Here is a 23,357-nt window from a genome sequence, read left to right as displayed (position 1 = left end):
CCCCGGCCAGTTCGGCCGGGACCCCCACGTGTGGGTGCGGAGGGCGGTGTCGCCTCCGCTCGCGTCAGATGGAGCGGCGTGCTGCGCCGTCTCCGAGCGTCTCCGGAGCCAGCGAGCCGGAGTTCTCCAGGTCGCGGAGCTGATCCGTGAGGTAGCTCTTGAGACGAGTGCGGTACTGGCGCTCGAAGTTCTGCAGCGTGTCGATCTCCCGCTGCAGATCCGACTTCTGGGTCTCGAGGTTGGTGAGCGTGTCGTCGCGCTTCTTCTCCGCGTCGCCCACGATCGACGTCGCGCGAGTCTCTGCTTCCGCGATCAGCTCATCGCGCTTGCGCTCACCCTCGGACACGTGCTCGTCGTGGACTCGCTGAGCGAGTGCGATGAGGCCGTGCGAGTCCGCACCGGACGGCGCGGCGGCCAGCGCTGCGGAATCCGTCGACTGCGCGGAGGCGGTCGGTGCCTGGGCGGCGTCGGTCGGAGACTGGGCCGGGACCGCAGGCGCTTCCTCGACTGCCGGCTGGGGCTCCTGCGGAGCGACGACCGGTGCGACCGGCTCTGCCGGAGCCTCTCCCCACGCGGGAGCCTCTGCCGACTCTGCCGGAACCGCCGCGGGCATGGCCTGCGTCGCCTGCGGGTCCTCCGAGGCCTGCGGTGCTGCGGGAGCGCCCGAGGCGGCTTCGCCGACGCGGGACTCTGCCGCAGAGAGCTTCTGCTTCAGCTCGTCGTTCTCCTGGTAGAGACGGCGCAGCTCGACGACGACCTCGTCGAGGAAGTCGTCGACTTCGTCCTGGTCGTACCCATCGCGGAACTTGACATGCTGGAACCGCTTGTTCACTACGTCTTCTGGCGTAAGCGCCATGAGGCCAACCTCTTCTCGACAACAATGTGGCACTTCGACTGGTGACAGCCGAGCTGTTTGTCACGATACCGCATCGGTATGGCTGTGTCTTGCGCAGACGCGCCGAAGACCGCGGTCCATGACGACTGGTGTGCTCAGGCGACGACTGCGGCGAGGTAGTAGAACCAGCTCGCGATGAACTGCACACCGATGAACACGATGATGAAGCCCAGGTCCAGCGCCACGCCTCCCAAGCGCAGGGGCGGGATGAACCGGCGCACGAAGCGCACGGGCGGATCAGTCAGCGTATAGACGAACTCGCACAGGACGAGCAGGAAGCCCGATGGCCGCCAATCGCGCGCGAAGACCTGTATGAGGTCGATCACCACACGAGCCAGCAGCACGAATACGTAGAGGTTGAGCAGGGTACCTGCGAGGGTGAGGATGGTGCTGAGCACAGTGTCACTTTCAATCGTCGGCGAGGGCACCTCGTCCACCGCTGCACGTCCGAACGTGCACAGATGGCGGACTACCGACTGTAGTCCGCCATCCTGGGAATTCTTTCATCCGCGGTGCTCAGTACCGCTGGTTCAGCTCTGGTTGAAGAAGCTCGCCTGCTCGTCGGGGCGGTCTTCCGTCTCCGTCGTCACGGTGATGCGCTCCGGGCTGAGGAGGAAGACGCTGCCCGTCACCTTCTCGATGGAGCCGTGCAGGCCGAAGATCAGACCGGCGGAGAAGTCGACGAGCCTCTTGGAGTTCGCCTCGTCCATCGCGGAGAGGTCCATGATCACCGGCACGCCGTCACGGAAGGCCTGGCCGATGGCCTTCGCATCGTTGTAGCTGCGGGGGTGGATCGTGCGGATCGTGTGCAGCGACCCCGGGGCCGCGGACTCCACCGGTCGCACCGATGAGCGGATGGGCGACACCGTCGCTGCCGGCTCCTCGATGACGGGAGCCGCATCGTACTGATCGTGCGCGATCAGGTGAGCGCCCGAATCGCCCTCGTCGTGGAACTCCTCATACCTGTCTCGGTTCGCGCCCTCGGACAGGCGCGGGTCGTCCTCGTCCTCGACGAAGCCGAGGTAACTGGCGACCTTGCGCATTGCGGACATATCGTCTCCTTCGGCTGTGCTCGCGCGGAGCCTTGTGATCCCCTCCCATGAAACTACCGGAGCGTGAGACACCGACGGGTCAGGCGGAGGGGCGTGTCGCTCCATCGGCGGACGACATCCACACGACACCGGCGAATCGACCGGTCGTCCCGTCCCGCCGGTAGGAGAACAGGTCGTTCGACTCGAACGTGCAGTGCGGGGACCAGTCGCGGATCGACACGCCTTCCCGCACGAGCTGCTCGGCCACCCCTGCCGCCACATCCAGTGCCGGAGTGCCCTGGCGGGTGACTGACGCGGTCACCGGCTCTGCGGCGGACACGTCATCGCGCATGGTCGCCGGGACCTCGTAGCGGCGGGGACCGATCGACGGCCCGATCGCCGCGGAGATGGATTCCGCCCCTCGTGCGCGCATGCGCTTGAGGGTGGCCGCCACGACTCCATCGACCATTCCGCGACGGCCCGCGTGCACGGCGGCGATGACCCCGGCGTCCGGATCTGCGAGGAGCACCGGTGTGCAGTCCGCCACCAGGATCGCGAGCCCCACGTCGAAAGCGTCGGTCACCTGCGCGTCCGCCTCGACCGGCGCGGACGCCGCGGCGCCGACCGGTCCGAGCGAGGCGGCGGATTCCGCCGTCACGGCGTGCACCGCGGTGCCGTGCACCTGCTGCACGAACGAGATCCGGTCGATCCCCAGCGCCTGGCCGAGCAGGCTGCGGTTCGCCGTCACGATCGACGGGTCGTCGCCCACGTGCAGCGCGAGATTGAACGAACCGAACGCCCCGTGGCCGTAGCCGCCGTTGCGATCAGTGAATGCCATGCGGACGCGGCCGGCCGCGCCTGCCAGATCCACTCGGCTCAGCAGCACTGCGCCTCCCACTCATCTCACTTGAGGAAATCCGGGATGTCGAGGTCGGAATTGTCGAATCGCGTCGGAGCCTCGTCCGGCAGCGAACGGGGGAGATCCTGATTCCGCTCCTGTGCCGGGCGCTGCGCCTGGGGCGCCTCCTCGCGGATCGGCTGAGCAGCCTCCTCCGCTGCGATGGGCTCTTCGTATGCCGCCTCCGCGACTGCGGGTCGCTCGTCCGCACGCCCGAGCGACCGCACGTCCGCGGTCTCCGAGGCAGGAGTGTCGAAGCCGGCGGCGATGACCGTGATGCGGCACTCATCGCCGATGTTGTCGTCGATCACCGCACCGAAGATGATGTTCGCTTCGGGGTGCGCCGCCTCCTGCACGAGTCGTGCGGCTTCGTTGACCTCGAAGATCCCGAGGTCGGACCCGCCCTGCACGTAGAACAGCACGCCGTGCGCACCCTCGATGCTCGCCTCCAGCAGTGGTGAGGCGATCGCGGCCTCAGCGGCCTGGACGGATCGGTCCTCACCGGTGGCGGAGCCGATGCCCATGAGCGCGGTGCCGGCATTCTGCATGACGGACTTCACGTCCGCGAAGTCGAGGTTGATGATGCCCGGCACCGCGATGACGTCCGTGATGCCCTGCACGCCGGACCGCAGCACTTCGTCTGCGGAGTTGAAGGCCTCTAGCAGCGACACGTTGCGGTCGGAGATCGACAGCAGCCGGTCGTTCGGGATGACGATGAGGGTGTCGACCTCTTCGCGGAGGGTCCTGATCCCCGCTTCCGCCTGAGCGGAGCGACGCCGTCCCTCGAACGTGAAGGGGCGGGTGACGATGCCGATCGTCAGCGCGCCCAGCGACCGGGCGATCCGTGCGACGACGGGGGCTGCGCCGGTACCGGTGCCGCCGCCCTCCCCTGCGGTGACGAACACCATGTCCGCTCCGTCGAGTGCCTCACGGATCGCGTCCTCCGAGTCCTCGGCCGCCTTGCGGCCGACCTCCGGGTCCGCTCCCGCACCCAGTCCACGGGTCAGCTCGCGGCCGATCTCGAGCTTGAGATCGGCTTCGGACAGCAGCAGCGCCTGCGCGTCGGTGTTGATGGCGATGAATTCGACGCCGCGCAGACCCACGTCGATCATCCGCTGGACGGCATTGACACCGCCGCCGCCGCAGCCGGCGACCTTGATGTCTGCTCCTGCGCTCTGGAATTCAGCCACGTCGGTTTCCTCTTTCGACCCTGGGGAATGGGCGTAATGCAATCTGTGGTCGACGCTATTGCCCCCGTGCTCCGAGTGCAACGACGCCACGCGGAGTGTCGGCGGTGAGTTTGCCTCAGCCGACCTTCGGGACGTCCGGGACGGAGACGTCGATCGTGTCGTGCCCTTCGTCCAGCAGCACGGAGGCGACCTGCGCCTTCCGCTCAGCGTCCTCTGCCGTGCCGAAGACGACCTCCGCGTCGCCGTCCTCCGTGGCGAGCCGCAGAGTGAAGGTGCCGGTGGCGCCGACGGCGAGCGTCTTCGCCTCACCGGGGAGTCTACCTCCGATGTCCGTGAGCAGGCGCGCCCCGTCTCGCGCGGCCGCAGCGGCGTCCGCCTGCGACGCGACCGTGAGGGTCGGCACATCCGCGGCGTCGACGGGGACTGTGTCGATCGCCGCCCCGTCCGCGTCGTACCGGACGGCCTGGGCGCCGTCCGCCACTGCCACGACGGGCACCCGGTCGGTGACGACGATGTGCAGGCTGCGGGGGCCCGCATACGACACCTCGATGTCAGCGGCGGCCGTGTGCTCTGCCTCCAGCTGCTCCGCCAGGCCGCCCGTGCGGACCTGGGGCAGGGGCGTGCCGACCGTGCTCTCCTGGACGTCGGCGCGCACGGCCTCAGCGTCGACGATGCCCCCGCCCTCCGCAGTGACGGACTCGATCGCCAGCAGCGGGGAGAACCAGGCGACGGCCGCGATCCCCGCCAGCACGAGGACCGACGCGATCGCGATGGTCCACCGCAGCAGCACGGTGCGGCGACGTGCGGTGCGGATCGCACCGAGGTCGACAGCGGTGCTCATGCGCCTCCGAGCGCCTCGACGATCTCCGGACCCAGCACCGTGACGTCGCCGGCACCGACCGTCAGGACGATGTCCCCCGGTCGCACGCGCTCGAGCAGATGCGGGACGACCTGCGTGAACGCGGGGAGGAACACTGCGCCGCCGTGCGGCACCTCGTCGGCGACGATCGCACCCGTCACGCCCGGCACGGGATCCTCACGAGCAGGGAAGACGTCGAGGACGATCGCCTCGTCTGCGATGCCCAGCGCGATGCCGAACTCACGGCGGAAGTTCTGCGTGCGGGAGAAGAGGTGCGGCTGGAACACGACGTGGACCCGGCCCCCGGGGTCGACGACGTCCCTGGCCGCCGTGAGCAGCGCAGTGATTTCCGTCGGGTGGTGTGCGTAGTCATCGAAGACCCGGACTCCTGACCCCTGGCCCCGGTACTCGAACCGGCGACGGGTGCCGTGATAGCCGGCGAGGCCCTGCGCCGCCTCCTGCGGGGAGTACCCCAGCGCCAGTGCGGTGCACACCGCGGCCGTCGCGTTCAGCGCGTTGTACTCCCCCGGCTGATGGAGCTCCACGGGGATGGATCGCCCATCGATCGTGATCGTGAAGTCCTGATCCTGTCCCTGCGTGCTGCCCGGAATGATCGCTGCGACCCGCACTCCGACGGCCCTCAGGTCCTCGAACGGACCGCGCCCGTAGCCGATCACGTCACACCCCTGCGCGGCTGCGTAGGCCCCGATCCCAGCGGCGCCGGGGTCGTCGAGGCACGCCACCAGGGTGCCGCCGGTCTCAGCAGTGCGTCGGGCGAACGCGCGGAAGGCCTCCGTGACCGCGTCCGCAGTGCCGTAGTGGTCGAGGTGGTCGGCCTCGACGTTGGTGACGATGCCGACGGTCGGCTCATACAGCAGGAACGAGCCGTCCGATTCGTCCGCCTCCGCGACGAAGACGTCTCCGGTCCCCTCGTGCGCATTCGCCCCCGTCGCGGTGAGGACCCCGCCGATCACGAACGAGGGGTCCGCCGCGCAGGCCTGCAGCGCCACCGTCGTCATCGACGTGGTCGTCGTCTTGCCGTGCGTGCCCGCGACCGCGACGGTCCGCCTGTCGGTCATGAGGGAGCCCAGCGCCGCTGACCGGTGGATCACCCGCAGGCCCAGCCCGCGTGCGCGCACGAGCTCCGGGTTGTCGTCGCGGATGGCCGAGGAGACGACGACGGTGTCCACGTCATCGACTGTGTCTCCCGCGTGGCCGATCGTCACGACCGCACCCAGCGCGCGGAGCCCCGTGACCACGTCGGAATCGCGCGCGTCGCTGCCGGACACTGCGATGCCGCGGGCCAGCATGACCCGGGCGATGCCCGACATGCCCGCGCCGCCGATCCCGATGAAATGGACACGGCCCAGGTCGGCCGCGGGGACGATCCCCGTCGAAGTCGTCATGCGTTCTCCTCACCAGAGCGGTAGAACCGCTCGTGCTTCGTCCAGCGATCAGGACCGTACTCGCGCTCGGGATGATGCGCACCCGCCGCGTCGTGGATCATCTGCGTCATCGTCCTCGCCGCGGTGCCGGGGAATCCCTCACGCCGCGCAGCCTCCCGCATGGCCCCGAGCCGTTCGGCATCCGTCACCAGCGGCAGAACGGTCTCGACGACGTAGTCGGCGCTGAAGTCCGCGTTGTCGACCATGACCGCTGCGCCGGCACCCACGTGGGTCGCCGCATTGAGCTGCTGCTCGCCGTTGCCGACTGCCAGCGGGACGAACACGGCGGGCACCCACACGACGGAGACCTCCGCCACGGTCCCCGCACCGGCCCGACAGACGAGGAGATCGGCCGCGAGGTACGCGTTCTCCATCCCGTCGACGTAGTCGCGCACATGGTAGTGGGCCAGATCTGCGGTCGCCTCGCGCAGGGCCTCCCCCTTGCCGGCGCCGGTGATGTGCAGGACCTGCACGCCGGCCGATCCGATCGCGGTGAGCGAACCCGCCATCGCGTCATTGATGGCCTGCGCACCCAGCGACCCGCCGGTGACGACGAGCGTCGGCATCTCCTCGTCGAGACCCAGGGACCGCCGTGCGGATCGGCGCTGTGCCGGCTCGTCGTAATCGACCGCCTCGATCTGCGCGCGCATCGGCATGCCGACGTGACGCCCCTTCAGGGGAGTCCCCGGGAACGCGTACCCCACGAGGTCCGAGCGGGTGAGCCGGGCTCCGACCCTGTTGGCCATGCCCGGACGGGCGTTCGCCTCGTGGACCACGATCGGAGTCCCGGTCCGTCGTGCGGCGAGGTAGGCCGGGGTCGACACGTAGCCGCCGACGCCCAGCACCACGTCCACGTCGCGCTCCCGCAGCAGGTCGACGACGGACCTGACCGCTCCGCGGAACCGGCCGGGGAAGCGCAGTGCATCGGCGTTGGGACGACGCGGCATCGGCACCTTGGGGATGGTGACGAGCTCGTACCCGGCGTCCGGGACGAGGCGGGATTCCAGCCCCTCCTCGGTGCCCAGCACGATGATGGACGCGTCGGGGTCCTGGAACCTCAGGTCGTCCGCGATCGCGAGGAGTGGGGAGACATGGCCGGCGGTGCCACCGCCGGCCAGCAGGACGGACAGGCTCATGAGCGACCTCCGGATCGACGGGCGAGGATGGGCAGGGGGCGTCTGCGTCCGCGGCGCCACGCGAGAGCGTCCGCCGCGCCGGGCTCCTGACGGGCGAATGCGAGGATCAGCCCCGCAGCGATGAGATTCGCGACGAGGGCGGACCCGCCGTACGACACGTACGGCAGCGGCACACCGATCACGGGCAGCAGCTGGATGACGACGGAGATGTTCACCGCCGCCTGTCCGATGACCCACATGAACACGGCCATCGAGGTGATGCGCATGAGCGGGTCCTTAGCGCGCAGGCTCACTCGCAGGAGGCCCCAGCCGAGCATCACGAAGAGGCCCACCACGAGCAGGGTGCCGACGAGTCCGAGCTCCTCCCCGATGATCGCGAAGATGAAGTCGTTGTGCGCTTCCGGCAGCCACGACCACTTCTCGCGACTGGCGCCGAGCCCCACGCCGAAGACCCCGCCGGACGCGAGTGCGTACTCGCCGTGCGCGGACTGCCAGTGGGTCCCCAGCATGTCCGCCTCCGACGCATCCTCCCGGCCTCCCAGTGCCGCCGTGACGCGACGGAGTCGGTTGGGGCTGGAGAGGACGAAGACGGCGACGGCCCCCGCGCCGGCCGCCGCGGTGCCGAACGACGCGGCGATCGGGAGGTCGGAGACGAAGAGAGCGCCCATGAAGAGGAGGAAGACGATGATCGCAGTGCCCAGGTCCTGCCCGAGCATGATGAGGCCGCCGGCGGCGGCGAGACCGCCGACCGCGGTGCCCCACGTCCGCAGGACGTGCGTGCGGACGCCCTCATGGCCGAGCACGGCGCCAAGCCAGAGCGCGAAGGCGACCTTCACGAACTCGGCCGGTTGGAGACGCATGCCCCCGCCCACTCCGATCCAGCTGCGGGAGCCGTTCACCTCCACGCCCAGGGGCGTCAGCGTGGCCGCCTGGAGCAGCAGCGCGAGCGCGAAGGCGACCCATGCGAGCGGTCGCCACCACCGGGGGCCGAACCGCGAGAGGACCAGCATCATCACGAGGCCGACGACGGCGAACACGGCTTGGCGCGCGACGATGCCGAACGAGCTGCCCTCACCGCCGTCGTAGGCGGTGATCGACGACGCGGACAGGACCATGATGAGCCCGAAGCCGGTGAGTGCCACCACGCTGACCAGTACGAGCACGAAGCTCGTCGCCGGCAGCGACAGGGCATGCCGGAGCCCCGCGACGGGCCCGAGCCTCGCCGGCGGGTCAGCGGGGCCGGCCCCGGCCCCGTCGGCAGTCGTCCGCTCTCCCACGACCGCTCCCCGACTCATCCGTCGACCGGGGTCGGAGTTTCGTCGAGGCGCGCGCGAACCGCTGCGGAGAACGCCTCGCCCCGTGAGCGGTAGTCGCGGAACTGGTCCATGCTGGCCGCTGCGGGCGCGAGCAGGACCGCATCGCCCGCCCGGGCATGCTCGCCCGCGAGCTCGACGGCGCGCGCCGCGACGGCGGCTCCCCGCAGCGAGTCCGTGCGGTCGTCTGCGGAGTCGACCACCACCTCGGCGACGGGGACGTCCGGAGCGTGTGCCGCGAGTGCCTCGCGGAGTGATCCGCGGTCCTCACCGATGAGGACCGCTGCACGCAGACGGTGCGCTGCATCGGCCACCAGCTCGTCGACACTCGCTCCCTTGAGCAGACCCCCCGCGATCCACACGACCGAATCGCAGGCGGCCAGCGCCGCTGCCGCCGCGTGCGGGTTCGTGGCCTTCGAATCGTCGATCCACCGGACTCCGTCGGCCTCTCCCACGAGTCGGGACCGGTGGTCGCCCGGTGTGTGAGACCGCAGCCCGTCGCGCACGGCTCCGGTCGGGACGTCGACGGACCGGGCCAGTGCAGCCGCTGCGAGCGCATCGGCGATGTGGTGGGGGCCGGGCGCATCGGTGCCGACCGCCGCAGCGACGTCGGCGAGCGAACCGAGTTCGGCTGCCGACGACTGCCGCTGGGGGATGTACGCGCGATCCACGAGCACGTCCTCCACGAGTCCCAGCTCACCGGGCGCGGGCATGCCGAGCGTGAAGCCGATCGCACGCGCTCCCTCGACCACATCGGCCGATTCCACGAGCGAGCGGGTGACGGGATCGTCGACGTTGAAGACGCATGCGCGCACGACGTTCTCGTACGCCCGCCCCTTGTCCGCCCGATACGCGTCAGGACCGCCGTGCCAGTCGAGGTGGTCATCGGCGATGTTGAGGACCGCAGCGGCATGCGCGCCCATCGAGAACTGCCAGTGCAGTTGGAAGCTGGACAGCTCGATCGCGAGCACGTCGAGCTCCGGGTCCAGGACGGCCTCGAGCAGGGGGTCGCCGATATTGCCGCACGCGCGGGTGCGGAGCCCGGCGGCCTCGAGCATCGAGGCGAGCATCGTCGTCGTGGTCGTCTTGCCGTTCGTCCCCGTCACGACCAGCCAGGGGGCCGAGTTCGCACCGCGGACCCGCCAGGCGAGCTCCACCTCGCCGATCACGGGGATGCCGGCGGCCGTCGCCTCGCGCAGGACGGGGGAATCGGGACGCCAGCCGGGTGAGGTCACGACGAGGTCGAAGGCACCGCCGTCAGCGGGCTCCGGCAGCGATGCCACATGCTCGGGGCCACGGCGCACATCCGCGTCGAAGACCTCGAGGATGCGGATACGCTCCGACTCGTCACGAGCCGTGTCCCCGTCGATGACCGTGACGCGCGCGCCGCGCTCAGCCAGGTGGACTGCGATGGGGAAGCCGCTCACTCCCAGCCCGGTCACGAGCACGCGGAGGTCCGCGAGCGATGACGACGGGCCCTGCAGTGCGGTGGGGATCCTGTCCGCGTGGGGGTATGCGGGAACGTCCCCGCCCAGAGTAGGCGCGGGGGCCGCTTCGGAGGTGCCGGTGCGGTCACTCAAAGTGCGACAGCCATTCCGCGTAGAAGAGCGCGACGCCGCCGATCACGAACAGGATGGCGATGATCCAGAAGCGGACGACGATCGTGACCTCCGCCCAGCCCTTGAGCTCGAAGTGGTGCTGGAGCGGAGCCATGCGGAAGACGCGCTTGCCGGTGGTCTTGAAGGACGCGACCTGGATGATCACGGACAGCGTGATGAGGACGAACAGACCGCCCATCACGATGAGGAGGAGCTCCGTGCGCGACAGGATCGCGATGCCGGCGAGGGCGCCGCCGATCGCCAGCGAGCCGGTGTCGCCCATGAAGATCTTCGCCGGGGACGTGTTCCACCAGAGGAAGCCGAGGCACGCCGTGGTCATCGCAGCGCCCACCATCGCGAGATCCCGCGGGTCGCGGACCTCGTAGCAGCCGACGGCGGCCGTCGTCTGCAGCACGCAGTTCTGGGTGGACTGCCACAGGTTGATGAGGACGTACCCGGTGAACACCACGACTGCGGCGCCGGAGGCGAGGCCGTCCAGGCCGTCGGTGAGGTTCACGGCGTTCGACACAGCGGTGACGATCAGGTTCGCCCAGAGGATGAAGAGGATGAAGCCGACGGCGGCACCGGCGAACGCGAGGTCGATCGGCAGGTCCCGGACGAACGAGATCGCCGTGGATGCCGGTGTGATGCCGTGCTCGTTGGGGAAGAGCAGCGCCATGACGGCGAAGGAGACGCCGACGAAGCCCTGGCCGAGGATCTTCCCGAGGGGACGCAGACCCAGGCTGCGCTGCTTCGAGACCTTGATGTAGTCGTCGAGGAAGCCGACCGTGCCCATCCCCACCGCCAGCCAGAGGACGAGGAGGCCGGACACCGTGGGGAGCGAGCCCGTGAGCAGGTGGCCCAGGAAGTAGGCGAGCACCGCGGACCCGATGATGACGACGCCGCCCATGGTGGGCGTACCGCGCTTGGTCGCGTGCGACTTGGGCCCATCGTCGCGGATGAACTGGCCGTAGCCGCGCTTGACGAGCACGCCGATGAAGGCGGGCGTGCCGACGAGTGCCAGCACCAGCGCGAAGACCGCGGCGAGGATGACGGCGATCATGGTGTGACCGTCACCCCCGCGATCTCGTCACCGAGGAAGCGCAGTCCCGCGTCATTGGAGGATTTGAACAGGACGATGTCCCCCGACTGCAGTTCGGTGCGCAGCAGTTCGCGGGCGTCCGCAAGGGAGGGGACCCAGACCGCCTCGTTGCCCCACGAGCCTTCGAGCTCCGCCGCCTGGAACACGGGACGGGCCCCGTCCCCCACGGCGATCGTGCGATCGATGTTGAGTCGAACGACCAGTTCGCCGATGTCTGCGTGAGCCGCCCGGGACTCCTCGCCCAGTTCGAGCATCTCGCCGATCACCGCGACGGTGCGCCGTGCAGGATTGTCGCCGTCGCCCCGCCCCATGGCCGCGAGGGTCTTGAGCGCCGAGCGCATCGAGTCCGGATTCGCGTTGAACGCGTCGTTGAGGACGGTGATCCCCTGCGGCGAATCGATGAGCTCCATGCGCCAGCGGCTGGCGGCGCCGGACGTCCGCAGGGTGGTGACGATCGCGCGCTGCGAGAGTCCGCAGCTGTGCGCGACGGCCGCCGCAGCGAGCGCGTTGGAGACGTGGTGCTCACCGAGCAGGGCGAGCTCGACGGAGGTCGGCTCTCCGCCCGGGACGGTGAGGGTGAAGGTGGGACGCCCGGATGCGCCGGTCACCGTGTCGGACGCGGACACCACGGGGGCGTCGGACCCCTCCACGCTGTCCCGGCCGGACGCGGAGAACCAGATCACGTCGACGTCGTCCGCCAGGAGGTCGGCCATCGTCCTCACCCGCGGGTCATCCGCATTGAGCACTGCCGTCCCGCCGGCACGGAGGGATTCGACCAGTTCGGCCTTCGCCCGGGCAGTGTTCTCGATCGATCCGAAGACGCCGGAGTGCGCCGTGCCGACCATGAGCTCGACCGCGATGTCAGGAGTCACGATCGACGTGAGGTACGTGAGGTTCCCGATCGACCGCGCGCCCATCTCGAGCACGAGGAACCGTGTGGATTCGCCGGCCTGCAGAGCAGTGAGCGGAACACCCACCTCGTTGTTGAAGGACTTGGGCGGCCAGACGGTCTCCCCTGCCGCTGACAGGAGGTCCCCGACCAGGTCCTTGACCGTGGTCTTCCCCGCCGACCCGGTGATCGCGACGACGGTGAGGTCGCCGTCGGCGCGCAGCGTCTCGACGTTGTGCCGCGCGATGTGACCGAGCGCCTCCGTCGCATCCTGGACCAGGAGCGTGGGGAGGTGCTCGCCGTCGACTGACGGAACCGCCTCCGCCACGATGAGTGCGGCGCCGGCGTCTATCGCCGCGGGTGCGAAGTCGAGGCCGTCTGCGTGCTCACCGCGACGAGCGACGTAGACATCGCCGGCAGCGACATCGCGGGAGTCGGTCACGACTCCCGCTGAAAGCTGCGTATCCGGCGCGATGCCGTGGAGCTCTCCGCTCGTCGCATCGGCCAGATCCTGTGCTGAGAAAGGCTTCATATCAATCCTGAACTCTACCGGTTGCGGCACGGGCGGCCCGTGAGGCCACGGCTTCGCGTGTCCGCTCCCTATCGTCGAATGGGTGCACGTCGCCGGCGATCTCCTGGCCGGTCTCGTGCCCCTTGCCCGCGACGAGGAGCGCGCCCGCATCGCCTGCGTACTCCACGGCACGAGCGATCGCCTCCCCGCGCGGTGTCAGCTCGAGGAGCAGTTCGGGCCGCACCCGTGCGCTGCCGTCTGAGATCGCTGCGCGGGCACCGTCCAGCAGTGCCGCCCGGATGGCGGAGGGGTCCTCGGTCCTCGGGTTGTCGTCAGTGATGATCACCACATCCGCACGCCGCGCGGCGACCGCTCCCATCGCGGGCCGCTTCGTCGTGTCGCGGTCGCCCCCGGCGCCCACGACGACGACCAGCGGCGCTCCGGAATCGGAGAGCCCGCCGAGCACCTTGTCGAGGGCGTCCGGCGTGTGCGAGTAGTCGACGACGGCCAGCGGCGCGGCGTCGTGCACGCGCTCCATGCGCCCGGGGACCACGACCTCCAGACCGTGGGCCGCGGCCTCGAGCCGCTCCGCGGGCACGCCGTCCGCGTGGAGCATCGCGAGCGCCAGAGCCGTGTTGGTGCGGTTGAAGTCACCGGGGAGGGGCGAGGCCGCACGAATGCGGTCTCCGCCTGCCAGATGCAGCGTGAAGCGCTCCGGGTCGTCCTCCCGCACCAGCAGGTGATCGGGAGCGAGCCCGGGGTCGGAGGCGATCGTCGCCACCGGGATCGTGGCGGAGCGCGCCATGCGCGATCCCCACTCGTCCTCGACGACGATCACGCCGCGCCTGGAGTGCTCCGGGGTGAAGAGCGCGGCCTTCGCGGCGAAGTAGTCCTCCATCGTCGGGTGGAAGTCGAGGTGGTCCTGGCTGAGGTTCGTGAAGCCCGACACGGTGAACACCGCGCCGTCCGCACGATGCTGCGCGAGCGCGTGGGACGAGACCTCCATCGAGCAGACATCCACTCCGGCGTCGCGCATCCGGGCGAAGAGGCGGTGGAGATCCGGCGCCTCGGGCGTCGTGCGCACGCTCGACTCGACCCTGCCCGCGATCGTCGTCGCCACGGTGCCGATGAGGCCCGTCGTCAAGCCGAGCCGGGTGAGGAGGGCATCGAGGATGAAGGCGGTCGTGGTCTTCCCGTTCGTCCCGGTCAATCCGTACAGGGTCAGCGACGACGCGTCGGTGCCGAAGACCTGAGCGGAGATGCCGCCGAGCACGGCCCGCGGGGAGTCGACCACGACGACGGTGATCCCGTCGAGGTCGTCGAGCGAGCTGCGCAGCATCTCCAGGCCGGCCGCATCGGTGAGGACCGCGGTGATCCCACGGCCCAGGACCTCTGCGGCGAAGGAGGCTCCGTGCACGCGTGCACCCGGCAGCGCCGCCCACAGATCGCCCGGTGCCGCACTGCGGGAATCCTGCGAGACTCCGTCGACGACACGAGTCGCGTCACCCACGATGCGGGTGGTGAGCGGAAGGTGCAGATCGGAGAGTCGCATCATTTCCATTCCATCGGGGTGTCGGACGGCTCGCCAGTCGACAGGGGCACGCGGAGGTGCCTGAGGGCGAATCCGGTGACATCGGAGAACACGGGCGCTGCGGACTGCCCACCGTAGTATCCCTCGCGGGGCCGCTGCAGTGTGACGGAGACGGCGATGCGCGGGTTGTCGACGGGGGCGACGCCCACGAAGGAAGCAGTGTACCCGTCGTACCCGCCGCCCTCTGCCGCCGGCGCCTGCGCCGTGCCGGTCTTGCCGCCCACCCGGTAGCCGGGCACGTCCGCGTTCCCAGCCGTGCCGCTGACGACGACGTGCTCGAGCATGTCCAGGACCTGAGCGGATGTGTCCTCGGACACGACTCGTGTCCCCTTCCCGACCTCGGCGGGGGTGAAGCGTCCCGAGGGGTCGACCGTCCCGTCGACGAGCTGGGAGTCCGGCAGCACTCCCCCGTTCGCGATCGCGGCGAACGCGGCCGTCGTCTGCACGGCGTTCGCAGTCATGCCCTGGCCGAACATGACGGTGTACTTCGTGCGTCCGTCCCATTCGTCCGCGGGGTGGAGGACACCGCCCGTCTCCCCGGGAAACCCGATGTCGGAGGTCTCGCCGAACCCGAACCGGGACAGGTAGTCGTAGCGCTGGTCGGTGGAGAGCTCGTTGCCCGCGAGGATCGTGCCGGTGTTCGACGACTGCGCGAGGATGCCTGCGAGCGTGAGCTTCTGGTCCGGGTGCGACGACGAGTCGCGGAACTCCTCGTCGTTCGGTGCGGTCCACTCGTCGGGGACGACGAACTCGTCGGTCGGGGTGAGGAGGCCCTCCTCGAGCAGCCCCGCGACCGTGATCATCTTCGCGGTCGATCCGGGCTCGAACCCGGCTGTGAAGATGCGCGAGCCGCGATCCTCTGCGTCGACGGAGCCGGGGGCGTTCGGGTCGACGCTGGGCGCCTCCGACGCGGCCAGGATCTTGCCCGTCTGCACGTCCATCATGACGACCGAGGCCCATTCCGCCTCGTGCTCCTCTGCCGCCTGCGCCGCGGCCTCCTGTGCGTAGTGCTGGATCGTCGGGTCGATCGTCAGCCGGATGCCGGTGCCGTCGACGGCGGGCGTATGACTCGTATCCCCCAGGGGGATGCGCTCGCCGAGCAGTCCGCGCTCGTACTGCTGCTTCCCGTCCTCACCCGCGAGGATGTCGTCGTAGCTGTACTCGAGGCCGGCCAGGGGCTGCCCGTCGGATCCGACGAAGCCCACGAGGTTGCCCCCGACGGCGCCGGACGGGTACGAGCGGATCGCGTACTCCTCGAACGTCAGCCCGGGGATCTCGAGCTCCTTGATCTCATCGCGGACTTCGCTCGTGAGACCTGTGGCGACGACGTTCCAGCGCCGGTCCCCGTCGAGCTTGGGGTGCAGCAGGCCGGGTTCCGTGTCGAGGACTCCCGCGAGTTCCTGGGATGCGCCCCACGCGCCCAGCAGCTCCCCCTCGTCGTCCGAGTACTCGGCGACGTTCTGCTGGTCGACGACCAGCCGGAATCGTGCCGCGTTGTCGGCGAGCAGAGTGCCGTCGGCGGCCTGGATGGCGCCACGGTGCGCCGGCAGGGTCACTTCGACGAGGCGCCCCTCGAGGGCCTTGGCAGCGGCCTGCTGCTGATCGACCCCCTGGATGGCGACGAGGTTCCACAGCACGATTCCGAGGATCGCGAGGAATGAGACGCCGACGAGGCGGATCCTCCCGGTGGGGGCGATCCGCCAGCGCTTCCTGCGCCCGGGCGCGTGGGCCATCGCGTCTCATCCCCTTCTGTTCGTGCGTCAGTCTCCGGTCATCCCTGCGGCGGCTCCTGTGCGGGCGCGTTGAACTCGCTGCCGTCACCGCCCACCACGGGCAGCCGCTCATCGGATCGTAGGTTGGGGCGGAAGTCATTCCGCGCATCGGCACGCGGACCCGGGATCCTCTCAGGGGATTCCACGGCGGGGTCCGCACCTCCGATCTCTTCGGGAGTGAGGACCTTCCCCGTCGACAGATCGATGTAGGCCGGGTCGATGTCGCGCTTCATGCCCTGCTCCTCCGCGTGCGCGGCGATGTTCTGCGGGCTCTCGCGGTAGGAGATGTCCTCGACGAGGCGGTCGCGGTCGTCGTGCAGCGCCGACTGCTCCTCCGTGAGCGACTGCACGCGGAACGTGGTGTGCGAGACGGCGATGTTCGCCAGCAGGATCGCGATCACGCCCACGAGGATGATGAGGACCACCCGGACTGCGGTCGGGAACGACGGGCGCGCGGGCTCCGGGAGGACGAGCCGCAGCCGCCGCACCGTGCGCTGCGGCAGGGTCGCGGGCGCGGGACGTCGCGTGCGCGCCGGTGGTGCGACGGCAGGGCGCGCGTGGGTCGTGCGCAGTGGAACGCTCATCGTGCCTCTCCGATCTTCTGTACTGCACGCAGCCGCACGCTCGCCGACCGCGGATTGCTCTCGATCTCCTCCGATGTCGCGGTCTCCGCTCCGCGGGTGAGGGGGGTCAGCCATGCCTTGAGGTAGTCGGGGACGACCGGCAGGTCGGGAGGTGCCTGATCGCGGGTGCCGTTCGTGAAGATGCGCTTCACGATCACGTCCTCGAGCGACTGGTAGGACTCGATGACCGCCGTCCCGCCGATGTGGAGCCGCCCCAGTGCCGCGGGAAGCGCGCTCGACAGCGAATCGAGCTCGCGGTTGACCTCGATCCGCAGCGCCTGGAACGTTCGCTTCGCGGGATGGGACCGCTTCCGCTTGGCCGGACCGTCGCCCACGACGCGCTCGAGGAGGCCGGCGAGCTGGTCGGAGGTCTCCCAGGGCCGCTTCTCGCGGTCCGCCACGACGGCGCGCGCGACGCGTCGCGCCTGCCGCTCCTCGCCGTACTCGCGGATGATGCGCGCGAGGTCGGCCTCGGAGTAGGTGTTGAGGACGTCGGCAGCCGTCAGTCCCCTGCTCTGGTCCATCCGCATGTCCAGCGGAGCGGGCCGCGAGTAGGAGAACCCGCGCTCGTCCTCGTCCAGCTGCAGGGAGGAGACGCCCAGGTCGAGCAGGAGAGAGCTGATCCGGTCGATGCCGAGGTCGTCGAGGACCTCCTCGAGCTCGTCGTCGACCGCGTGGACCGGAGTGAGGCGGTCGCCGAACGCGGACAGGCGGGTTCGCGCCCGGTCGAGCGCGTCGGTGTCCCGGTCCAGGCCGATGACGCGGACATCCGGGAAGGCCTCGAGGATCCCTGCGGCGTGACCGCCCATGCCGAGCGTGCCGTCCACGACCACGGGGGCGATGCCGGCTTCGCGCGCAGCGGCGACTCCGACCCCGACCAGCTCGACGCAGCGCTCCAGCAGCACCGGGGTGTGGGCGAATCGCTCCATGTCACGCGCTCCTGCCTGCGGGTCCGTCGGTCTGCCTGATCGTCGTGGGAGGTTCCTGTGCCGCCTCCCACCGGGTGCGCTGGGTCCAGAACCCCGACCGCCCGCGCCCTGCCGCCGGGGAAGTGCGTCAGGACCTGTGGGCTTCGGAACCGGGGAAGTGCCCCGAAACCACAGGCGGGCGAGGATCTCGATCCAGCGCGTATTCGTCAGATGACCCCGGGGATCACCTCGTCCGAGCGATCCGCGAAGCCCTGCTCCGTCTCCGCCAGGTACTGCTCCCAGGTGGGGGCGTCCCAGATCTCAGCACGGTTCCCCATGCCGATGACGGCCACATCGCGGTCCAGCCCCGCGTACTGCCGCAGGGCCTGCGGAACGGTGACCCGGCTCTGCTTGTCGGGCTGCTCCGCAGACGCCCCTGAGAGGAACACGCGCAGGTAGTCCCTTGCGCTCTTGCTCGTCATGGGCGCCGCTCGCATCTGCTCGTGGACGCTCTCGAACTCCCTGGTGGAGAAGACCGTCAGGCAGCGCTCCTGCCCACGGGTCAGCACCAGGCCGTTCGCCAGCTCCTCACGGAACTTCGCGGGAAGGATGAGGCGGCCCTTGTCATCAAGACGCTGCGCATGCGTACCGAGGAACACGGTGCCTCACCCCCTTCGGATCCCCTGGGGGCTCCGATGGCTCCCACTGTACTCCACTTGCCTCCACAGTTTGCCGCATTCAACCCTGTTTTGCCTAGAGGGACGATGTTTGCCCAGGTCAACCGGGTGGAGGGAAGTGGGACGAACCGAGCGGAGCCGCATTTCCAGGCGTGTCGCGGGACGCGGAGCAGCCCCACATCGGCCACCCGGCCACCCACCCCGCACACCGCACCTCTCCGGCATCCACGCAGGTGAGAGGGGTATAGCGCTTGTCGCTCCGCGTGCCTACCGCGCGCCTCACAGCACGGTGGAGGCGAGTGGAGGGCGCGAGTGGAGGTGAGTGGGGAGAGCCGGGGAGGGCGGTGGGGAGCACTGGCCGGAGGCGCTCAGCGGAGGCGAGTGGGGTGACCCCGCACACGCGAAGTGGAGCAGTGCTGGCCTGTAGGGGAGAATGGGCGCCATGACCGCGCTCGGGAACGACCACATCACGCACATCCAATCCGTCGCACAGAAGTCGCGTGCGGCGATGAACAGCGTGCTGGACGGCAAGGATCACGCTGTCCGCACTGCGCTCATCACCCTGTTCTCCGGAGGACATCTCCTCCTCGAGGACGTTCCGGGCGTGGGCAAGACGCTCCTGGCCAAGGCGCTCGGGCGAGTCGTCGGCGGAAGCGTCCGCCGCGTCCAGTTCACCCCGGACCTCCTGCCGTCCGACGTCGTCGGTGTGAGCATCTTCAACCAGGAGACACGTGCGTTCGAGTTCCGCGCGGGCCCGGTGTTCGCGAATGTGGTGATCGCGGACGAGATCAACCGCGCGTCCCCCAAGACGCAGTCCGCGATGCTCGAGTGCATGGCGGAGAACCAGGCGAGCGTCGACGGCACGACGTACCGCATGCCGCAGCCCTTCATGGTCGTCGCGACCCAGAACCCCGTGGACATGGAGGGCACGTACTCCCTCCCGGAAGCGCAGCGCGACCGCTTCACCGCGCGCATCTCGATCGGCTACCCGTCTTCAGCCGCAGAGTCGGACATGCTCGACCACCACGTCGAGTACGACCCCCTGGCGCAGACCTCTGCTGTGACGACCCTCGACGAGGTGACGCAGGCGCGGGACCTCATCCGCCACGTGCAGGCGACCCCGGAGCTGCGTGCGTACATCGTGTCCCTGCTGGACGCGACGCGGAACGACCCCGCCATCGCGCTCGGATCGTCACCCCGCGCCGGCGTGCAGCTGCTGCGGACGGCCAAGGTCCTCGCCGTGCTCGGCGGACGCGGCTATGTCACTCCCGACGACGTCCAGAGCCTGGCCGTCGACGTCCTCTCCCACCGCATCGTCCCGCGCGAGGGCGACGACCCCCAGCTCGCGGCGTCCATCGTGGGGGACATCCTCCGCCGGGTGCCGGTGCGCTGATGCGTCCCACCGCCTCCGGGCTCATCTTCCTGCTCCTCGGGGCGGCGCTGGGGATCGCGGCCTACCGCTTCTCTCTCCCAGGCATGCTCCCCGCGGGCCTCCTCCTCGTCGCGCTCGTCATCCTGTCCGGGCTCGTCGTCGCCGTCGCGTCGGGGCGCCTCGCCGTGGCCCTCTCGTCACGGACCCGCCATGTGGACGGCAGCCCGCTGACCACGGTCGGCAAGGAGGCGCAGATCGACCTGAGCGTCCAGAACAGGACCCCGCTCCCCGTCGGGTCGTTCACACTGGATCTGCGCATGGAGGACGGCTTCGGCCCGGACCGGACGCTGAAGCTCCCGGGCCTCTCCGCGCGCGGAGAGGACGGAGCCTCGGTCACCGTCATCCCCACCCGTCGCGGCATCAGCGGAGTCGCGGACGTCGGCCTGCGCATCGACGGGCCCTTCGGCCTCGTCACCCGCCGTCGGCGGACCGGCACCCGCCTCACGGTCGCGGTCGCAGTGCCGGACCAGCGGCTCCCGGTGCACGCCGCACCGCGGACCAGCCTCGACCAGTCGGATTCCGACCGCCTGCTGCGCGGCACGTCGACGCTCGACTTCCACACGCGCGAATACGTCCCCGGTGACGACATGAGGCACGTCCACTGGTCGTCGACGGCGCGCCTGGGCGAGCTCATGGTCCGCGAGCGCGCCCATGAGGAGACGCCCACCGCCGTCATCCTGCTCGACACTCTCGGCGCAGACCCCGAAGGGCACGGCGCGGACATCGCGGTGACGGCCGCAGCAGCCGCTGCGCTCCACCACCTCGACAGGGACTCGGAGGTGATCTTCTGGTCGGGCCCGACCCGGCTGCTCCTGGCCAGCGGACGAGGACGCGACGCGGTCCGACTCGAATCCGCTCGTCACCCCGCCGGTGCCCAGGTCCCCGACGACACGAACGTTCCGAAGTCCGCATGGCACGTGTCCATCTGCGCCCTGTCGACCGCACGCGCCGATGCCCTCAGCTCGAAGCTGCCACGCGGGCAGGCACGCTCCCGGTTCGTCGTCGAAGAGCTCGACGACGATGGGGTGAGCCTCGACACCACACTGTTCGGCGGTGCCCTCAACGTGCCCCACCAGTGGCGCCGGGACGCGGGAGCAGTGCGATGAGCGCCGGCCCCACGACGGCTCCCGCGCCCCCGTCTCCCACGGCCGACGGGTCTCCCCAGAGCGGCGTCGGAGCACGTCACGACACCGCCCCCTGGCTCCCCGCGGTCTGCACAGCGCTCGCGATGATGCTCGCCGCCTACAGCGTGAGCGCGATCTTCGCCGACTGGGCATGGCTCCCGCCGACGCTCGTCATGATCGCGCTCGTCGTGGTCAGCGGCGCGCTGCTCCGCGCGATCCCCGCGATCCGCGCCACCGGATCCGCGGTCCTCGGCCAGTGCATCCTGGCCGTCATCGCGGCCCTCTACCTCTGCGTCCCGTCCGCCATGCCGTTCGGCGTGCCGAGCCCGGGCGCATTCGCCGAACTCTTCTCAGTCCTCGGCTCCGGCATCGACGACATCTATGCGACCACTGCCCCGGCGCCGTCGACCCCGGGCTTCACCGCGATCCTGGTCGTGGGCATCGGCCTCATCACGATCCTCATCGACGGTCTCGTCGCCGATCTGCGCGCGCCGAAGATCGGCGGCATCCTCCTGCTGCTCATCTGGATCATCCCGGTGTTCCTGGCCGGCCCCCAGCTGGCGTGGCATCACTTCGCGGCGATCGGCGGCGCCTTCGTCGTGCTCATGCTGTCGCGCTACCTCGCGGTGCGCGTGCGGAGAGCCGCAGCCTTCTCCATCGTGGCCGGTGCTGTTGCGCTGGTGCTGGGCGTGGGGCTGCCGATGCTGCTCCCGCCCGTCGCCCAGCGTCCGCAGCAGCCGCTCGGGCAGCCCGAGGACATCACGGTCATCAACCCGTTCCTCGACCTCCACGCCGACCTCGATCAGTCGAACGACCAGGTGGTGTTCACCTACTCCACCGATGATCCGCTGGCACCTCCGATCCGACTCACGAGCGTGAGCGCGTTCGACGGCACGACGTGGATGCCGGAGCCCTTCGACATCGATCCGTTCGCCGTCGCCGCGGACGGACTCCCCCGGCCCGCGGGCGTCGCCGCCGACACTCCGGTCGTCGAGCGGTCCGCGCAGATCTCGATCACGGACCTCGATGAGCAGCACCTGCCGGCGCCCTACGCGCCGTCCTCCGTGGACGGAGTGGAGCGGCGGTGGATCTACGATCCGTCCACACTCACGATCGTCGGCAACGGAGTGCTGTCCACCGACGCCGAGTACACGGTCGACTATCGGTCGGTCGAGCCCACCGTCGACCAGCTCGTGGAGGCGGAGCCCGTCGACGAGGACGAGTTCGAGTCCGCACTCGAGCTTCCGGACGACGTCCCGGACGTCATCGGCACGACTGCGCAGGACGTCACGGAGGGGTCCGAGAACCAATGGGAGTCCGCCGTGGCGCTGCAGGACTGGCTCCGCAGCGATGAGTTCGAGTACTCCCTCGACGCGCCGGCCGACGCATCGGGGTCCGCACTCGAGGACTTCCTGCGCGATCGTCGTGGATACTGCGTGCAGTTCTCCGGAGCGATGACCGCGATGGCGAGGTCGCTCGGCATCCCCGCCCGGATCGGCGTCGGCTTCACAGCGGGAACGCCCACGGACGACGGTGAGTTCGAAGTCCGCCTCAACCAGGCCCACGCCTGGCCGGAGCTCTACTTCGAGGGGGCCGGCTGGGTGCGGTTCGAACCCACCCCCGGCGGCCCTGCCGGTGACCCCCCGCCGTGGGCGGACGCCAGCGGCGGAGGCGAGGGCTCCGACGACGAGAGCGCATCCCCGACCGAGGAGACGGCCGAGGAGACGGAGACCGCTCAGGAGACGCCTCCGGCCGAGGAGGAGGAGACCGAGGCCGCCGACGACGCGGACCCGCTGTCCGGCTCCGTGCCGACATGGCTCGTCCTCACCGTCGGAGCCGTGCTGCTCGCACTGCTCGTCGTCGTTCCCGCAGTCATTCGGATCCTCATGCGCCGATCCCGCCTGTCGGGTGGAGCGACCGCCCGTGCGGAGGGCGTGTGGGAGGAGATCGCTGCGACGGCGATCGACGACGGCCGCGGGTGGGACCGCAGTCGGACGCTGCGCGATCACGAGCAGCGCCTGGCGACGGGGCTCGAGCCCGACGACGCGCAGACGCTCGCACGCGCGGCGGACGCTGCCGAAGCACTGCGGTACGGAGGCGGCGCGGACGAACGCGCTGTGCCCTCCACCGACGAGTCCGCACGACTCATCGCCGCACTGCGCAGCGCACGTGCTGGAGACATGGGCGTATGGAGCCGCATCCGTGCGACGATCCTGCCGCGCAGCCTGTTCCAGCGGGTGCCGCGGGGGCGTGAGGTCTCGCGGAAGCAGGCGCCGGAGGCCGCGGCCCCGCAGACCGGTGCGGGAGACAGCTGAGGCACGGGCCGCTCCCCCGTGGTCCGGCGGGCACACCGGTCGGATCAC

Annotated in this window: 20 protein-coding genes; 3 read left to right on the top strand and 17 right to left on the bottom strand. The window is 70.0% G+C overall.

Going from position 1 to position 23,357, the window contains the following annotated elements:
* Positions 1-64: 64 nt before the first annotated feature.
* The 17 genes from BSP109_RS02740 to mraZ all read right to left on the bottom strand — a co-directional run bounded on the left by BSP109_RS02740 (position 65) and on the right by mraZ (position 18,420).
* Positions 65-856: a DivIVA domain-containing protein gene (locus BSP109_RS02740; protein ID WP_101599296.1), complete on the bottom strand. Its 792-nt coding sequence runs from the start codon at positions 854-856 to the stop codon at positions 65-67.
* A 134-nt stretch (positions 857-990) separates the two neighbouring features.
* Positions 991-1,323: a YggT family protein gene (locus BSP109_RS02735; protein WP_374700128.1), complete on the bottom strand. Its 333-nt coding sequence runs from the start codon at positions 1,321-1,323 to the stop codon at positions 991-993.
* A gap of 102 nt (positions 1,324-1,425) precedes the next feature.
* Positions 1,426-1,947 (bottom strand): cell division protein SepF, encoded by a 522-nt coding sequence (locus BSP109_RS02730; protein WP_087006911.1) that lies wholly within the window; start codon positions 1,945-1,947, stop codon positions 1,426-1,428.
* A gap of 79 nt (positions 1,948-2,026) precedes the next feature.
* A complete protein-coding gene (gene pgeF / locus BSP109_RS02725) occupies positions 2,027-2,812 on the bottom strand; it encodes a peptidoglycan editing factor PgeF (RefSeq protein WP_257944521.1) in 786 nt (261 codons plus the stop codon).
* 17 nt (positions 2,813-2,829) lie between these two features.
* On the bottom strand, positions 2,830-4,014 hold the full coding sequence (gene ftsZ / locus BSP109_RS02720) for a cell division protein FtsZ (protein WP_087006913.1): 1,185 nt from the start codon (positions 4,012-4,014) through the stop codon (positions 2,830-2,832).
* Positions 4,015-4,129: 115 nt separating this feature from the next.
* Positions 4,130-4,855: a cell division protein FtsQ/DivIB gene (locus BSP109_RS02715; protein ID WP_101599295.1), complete on the bottom strand. Its 726-nt coding sequence runs from the start codon at positions 4,853-4,855 to the stop codon at positions 4,130-4,132.
* Complete coding sequence (murC, locus tag BSP109_RS02710; protein WP_101599294.1) at positions 4,852-6,279, bottom strand: UDP-N-acetylmuramate--L-alanine ligase; 1,428 nt, start codon at positions 6,277-6,279, stop codon at positions 4,852-4,854. The genes BSP109_RS02715 and murC overlap by 4 nt, the downstream gene beginning before the upstream one ends.
* Positions 6,276-7,454 carry a glycosyltransferase gene (locus BSP109_RS02705; RefSeq protein ID WP_101599293.1) on the bottom strand — a complete coding sequence of 393 codons (1,179 nt, stop codon included), beginning with the start codon at positions 7,452-7,454 and terminating at the stop codon, positions 6,276-6,278. Before BSP109_RS02705 ends, murC begins: the two co-directional genes overlap by 4 nt.
* Positions 7,451-8,731, bottom strand: coding sequence for a putative peptidoglycan glycosyltransferase FtsW (locus tag BSP109_RS02700; RefSeq protein ID WP_257944520.1), 1,281 nt, complete (start codon positions 8,729-8,731; stop codon positions 7,451-7,453). The genes BSP109_RS02705 and BSP109_RS02700 overlap by 4 nt, the downstream gene beginning before the upstream one ends.
* Positions 8,732-8,745: 14 nt before the next feature.
* Positions 8,746-10,302: a UDP-N-acetylmuramoyl-L-alanine--D-glutamate ligase gene (murD, locus tag BSP109_RS02695; RefSeq protein WP_087007052.1), complete on the bottom strand. Its 1,557-nt coding sequence runs from the start codon at positions 10,300-10,302 to the stop codon at positions 8,746-8,748.
* Between the two features lie 37 nt (positions 10,303-10,339).
* Positions 10,340-11,428, bottom strand: a complete 1,089-nt coding sequence (gene mraY / locus BSP109_RS02690; protein ID WP_101599291.1) for a phospho-N-acetylmuramoyl-pentapeptide-transferase — start codon at positions 11,426-11,428, stop codon at positions 10,340-10,342.
* The gene (murF, locus tag BSP109_RS02685; RefSeq protein WP_087006924.1) at positions 11,425-12,888 is read right to left on the bottom strand and encodes a UDP-N-acetylmuramoyl-tripeptide--D-alanyl-D-alanine ligase; all 1,464 of its coding nucleotides are present in this window, start codon (positions 12,886-12,888) and stop codon (positions 11,425-11,427) included. Before murF ends, mraY begins: the two co-directional genes overlap by 4 nt.
* 1 nt (position 12,889) lies before the next feature.
* Positions 12,890-14,422, bottom strand: coding sequence for a UDP-N-acetylmuramoyl-L-alanyl-D-glutamate--2,6-diaminopimelate ligase (locus tag BSP109_RS02680; protein WP_101599290.1), 1,533 nt, complete (start codon positions 14,420-14,422; stop codon positions 12,890-12,892).
* Entirely contained in the window at positions 14,419-16,191 is a 1,773-nt protein-coding gene (locus BSP109_RS02675) for a penicillin-binding protein 2 (protein WP_101599289.1), read from the bottom strand. The genes BSP109_RS02680 and BSP109_RS02675 overlap by 4 nt, the downstream gene beginning before the upstream one ends.
* A gap of 38 nt (positions 16,192-16,229) precedes the next feature.
* On the bottom strand, positions 16,230-16,814 hold the full coding sequence (locus BSP109_RS02670) for a hypothetical protein (RefSeq protein ID WP_101599288.1): 585 nt from the start codon (positions 16,812-16,814) through the stop codon (positions 16,230-16,232).
* Complete coding sequence (gene rsmH, locus BSP109_RS02665; RefSeq protein WP_101599287.1) at positions 16,811-17,782, bottom strand: 16S rRNA (cytosine(1402)-N(4))-methyltransferase RsmH; 972 nt, start codon at positions 17,780-17,782, stop codon at positions 16,811-16,813. The genes BSP109_RS02670 and rsmH overlap by 4 nt, the downstream gene beginning before the upstream one ends.
* Before the next feature lie 206 nt (positions 17,783-17,988).
* Positions 17,989-18,420: a division/cell wall cluster transcriptional repressor MraZ gene (mraZ, locus tag BSP109_RS02660; RefSeq protein WP_087006934.1), complete on the bottom strand. Its 432-nt coding sequence runs from the start codon at positions 18,418-18,420 to the stop codon at positions 17,989-17,991.
* Between the two features lie 460 nt (positions 18,421-18,880).
* Between mraZ and BSP109_RS02655 the strand changes: the two genes are divergently transcribed.
* Genes BSP109_RS02655 through BSP109_RS02645 form a run of 3 tightly spaced genes read left to right on the top strand, consistent with a single transcriptional unit; the run spans position 18,881 to position 23,309 of the window.
* Positions 18,881-19,831 carry a MoxR family ATPase gene (locus BSP109_RS02655; RefSeq protein ID WP_087006936.1) on the top strand — a complete coding sequence of 317 codons (951 nt, stop codon included), beginning with the start codon at positions 18,881-18,883 and terminating at the stop codon, positions 19,829-19,831.
* On the top strand, positions 19,831-20,976 hold the full coding sequence (locus BSP109_RS02650; protein ID WP_101599286.1) for a DUF58 domain-containing protein: 1,146 nt from the start codon (positions 19,831-19,833) through the stop codon (positions 20,974-20,976). Before BSP109_RS02655 ends, BSP109_RS02650 begins: the two co-directional genes overlap by 1 nt.
* Positions 20,973-23,309 (top strand): DUF3488 and transglutaminase-like domain-containing protein, encoded by a 2,337-nt coding sequence (locus tag BSP109_RS02645; protein WP_101599285.1) that lies wholly within the window; start codon positions 20,973-20,975, stop codon positions 23,307-23,309. Before BSP109_RS02650 ends, BSP109_RS02645 begins: the two co-directional genes overlap by 4 nt.
* Positions 23,310-23,357 lie beyond the last annotated feature (48 nt).

It is taken from the genome of Brevibacterium sp. Mu109 (genome assembly GCF_900169375.1).
GTDB classification, from domain to species: Bacteria; Actinomycetota; Actinomycetes; order Actinomycetales; family Brevibacteriaceae; genus Brevibacterium; species Brevibacterium yomogidense_A.
This window is presented reverse-complemented; position numbering and strand designations above follow the sequence as displayed.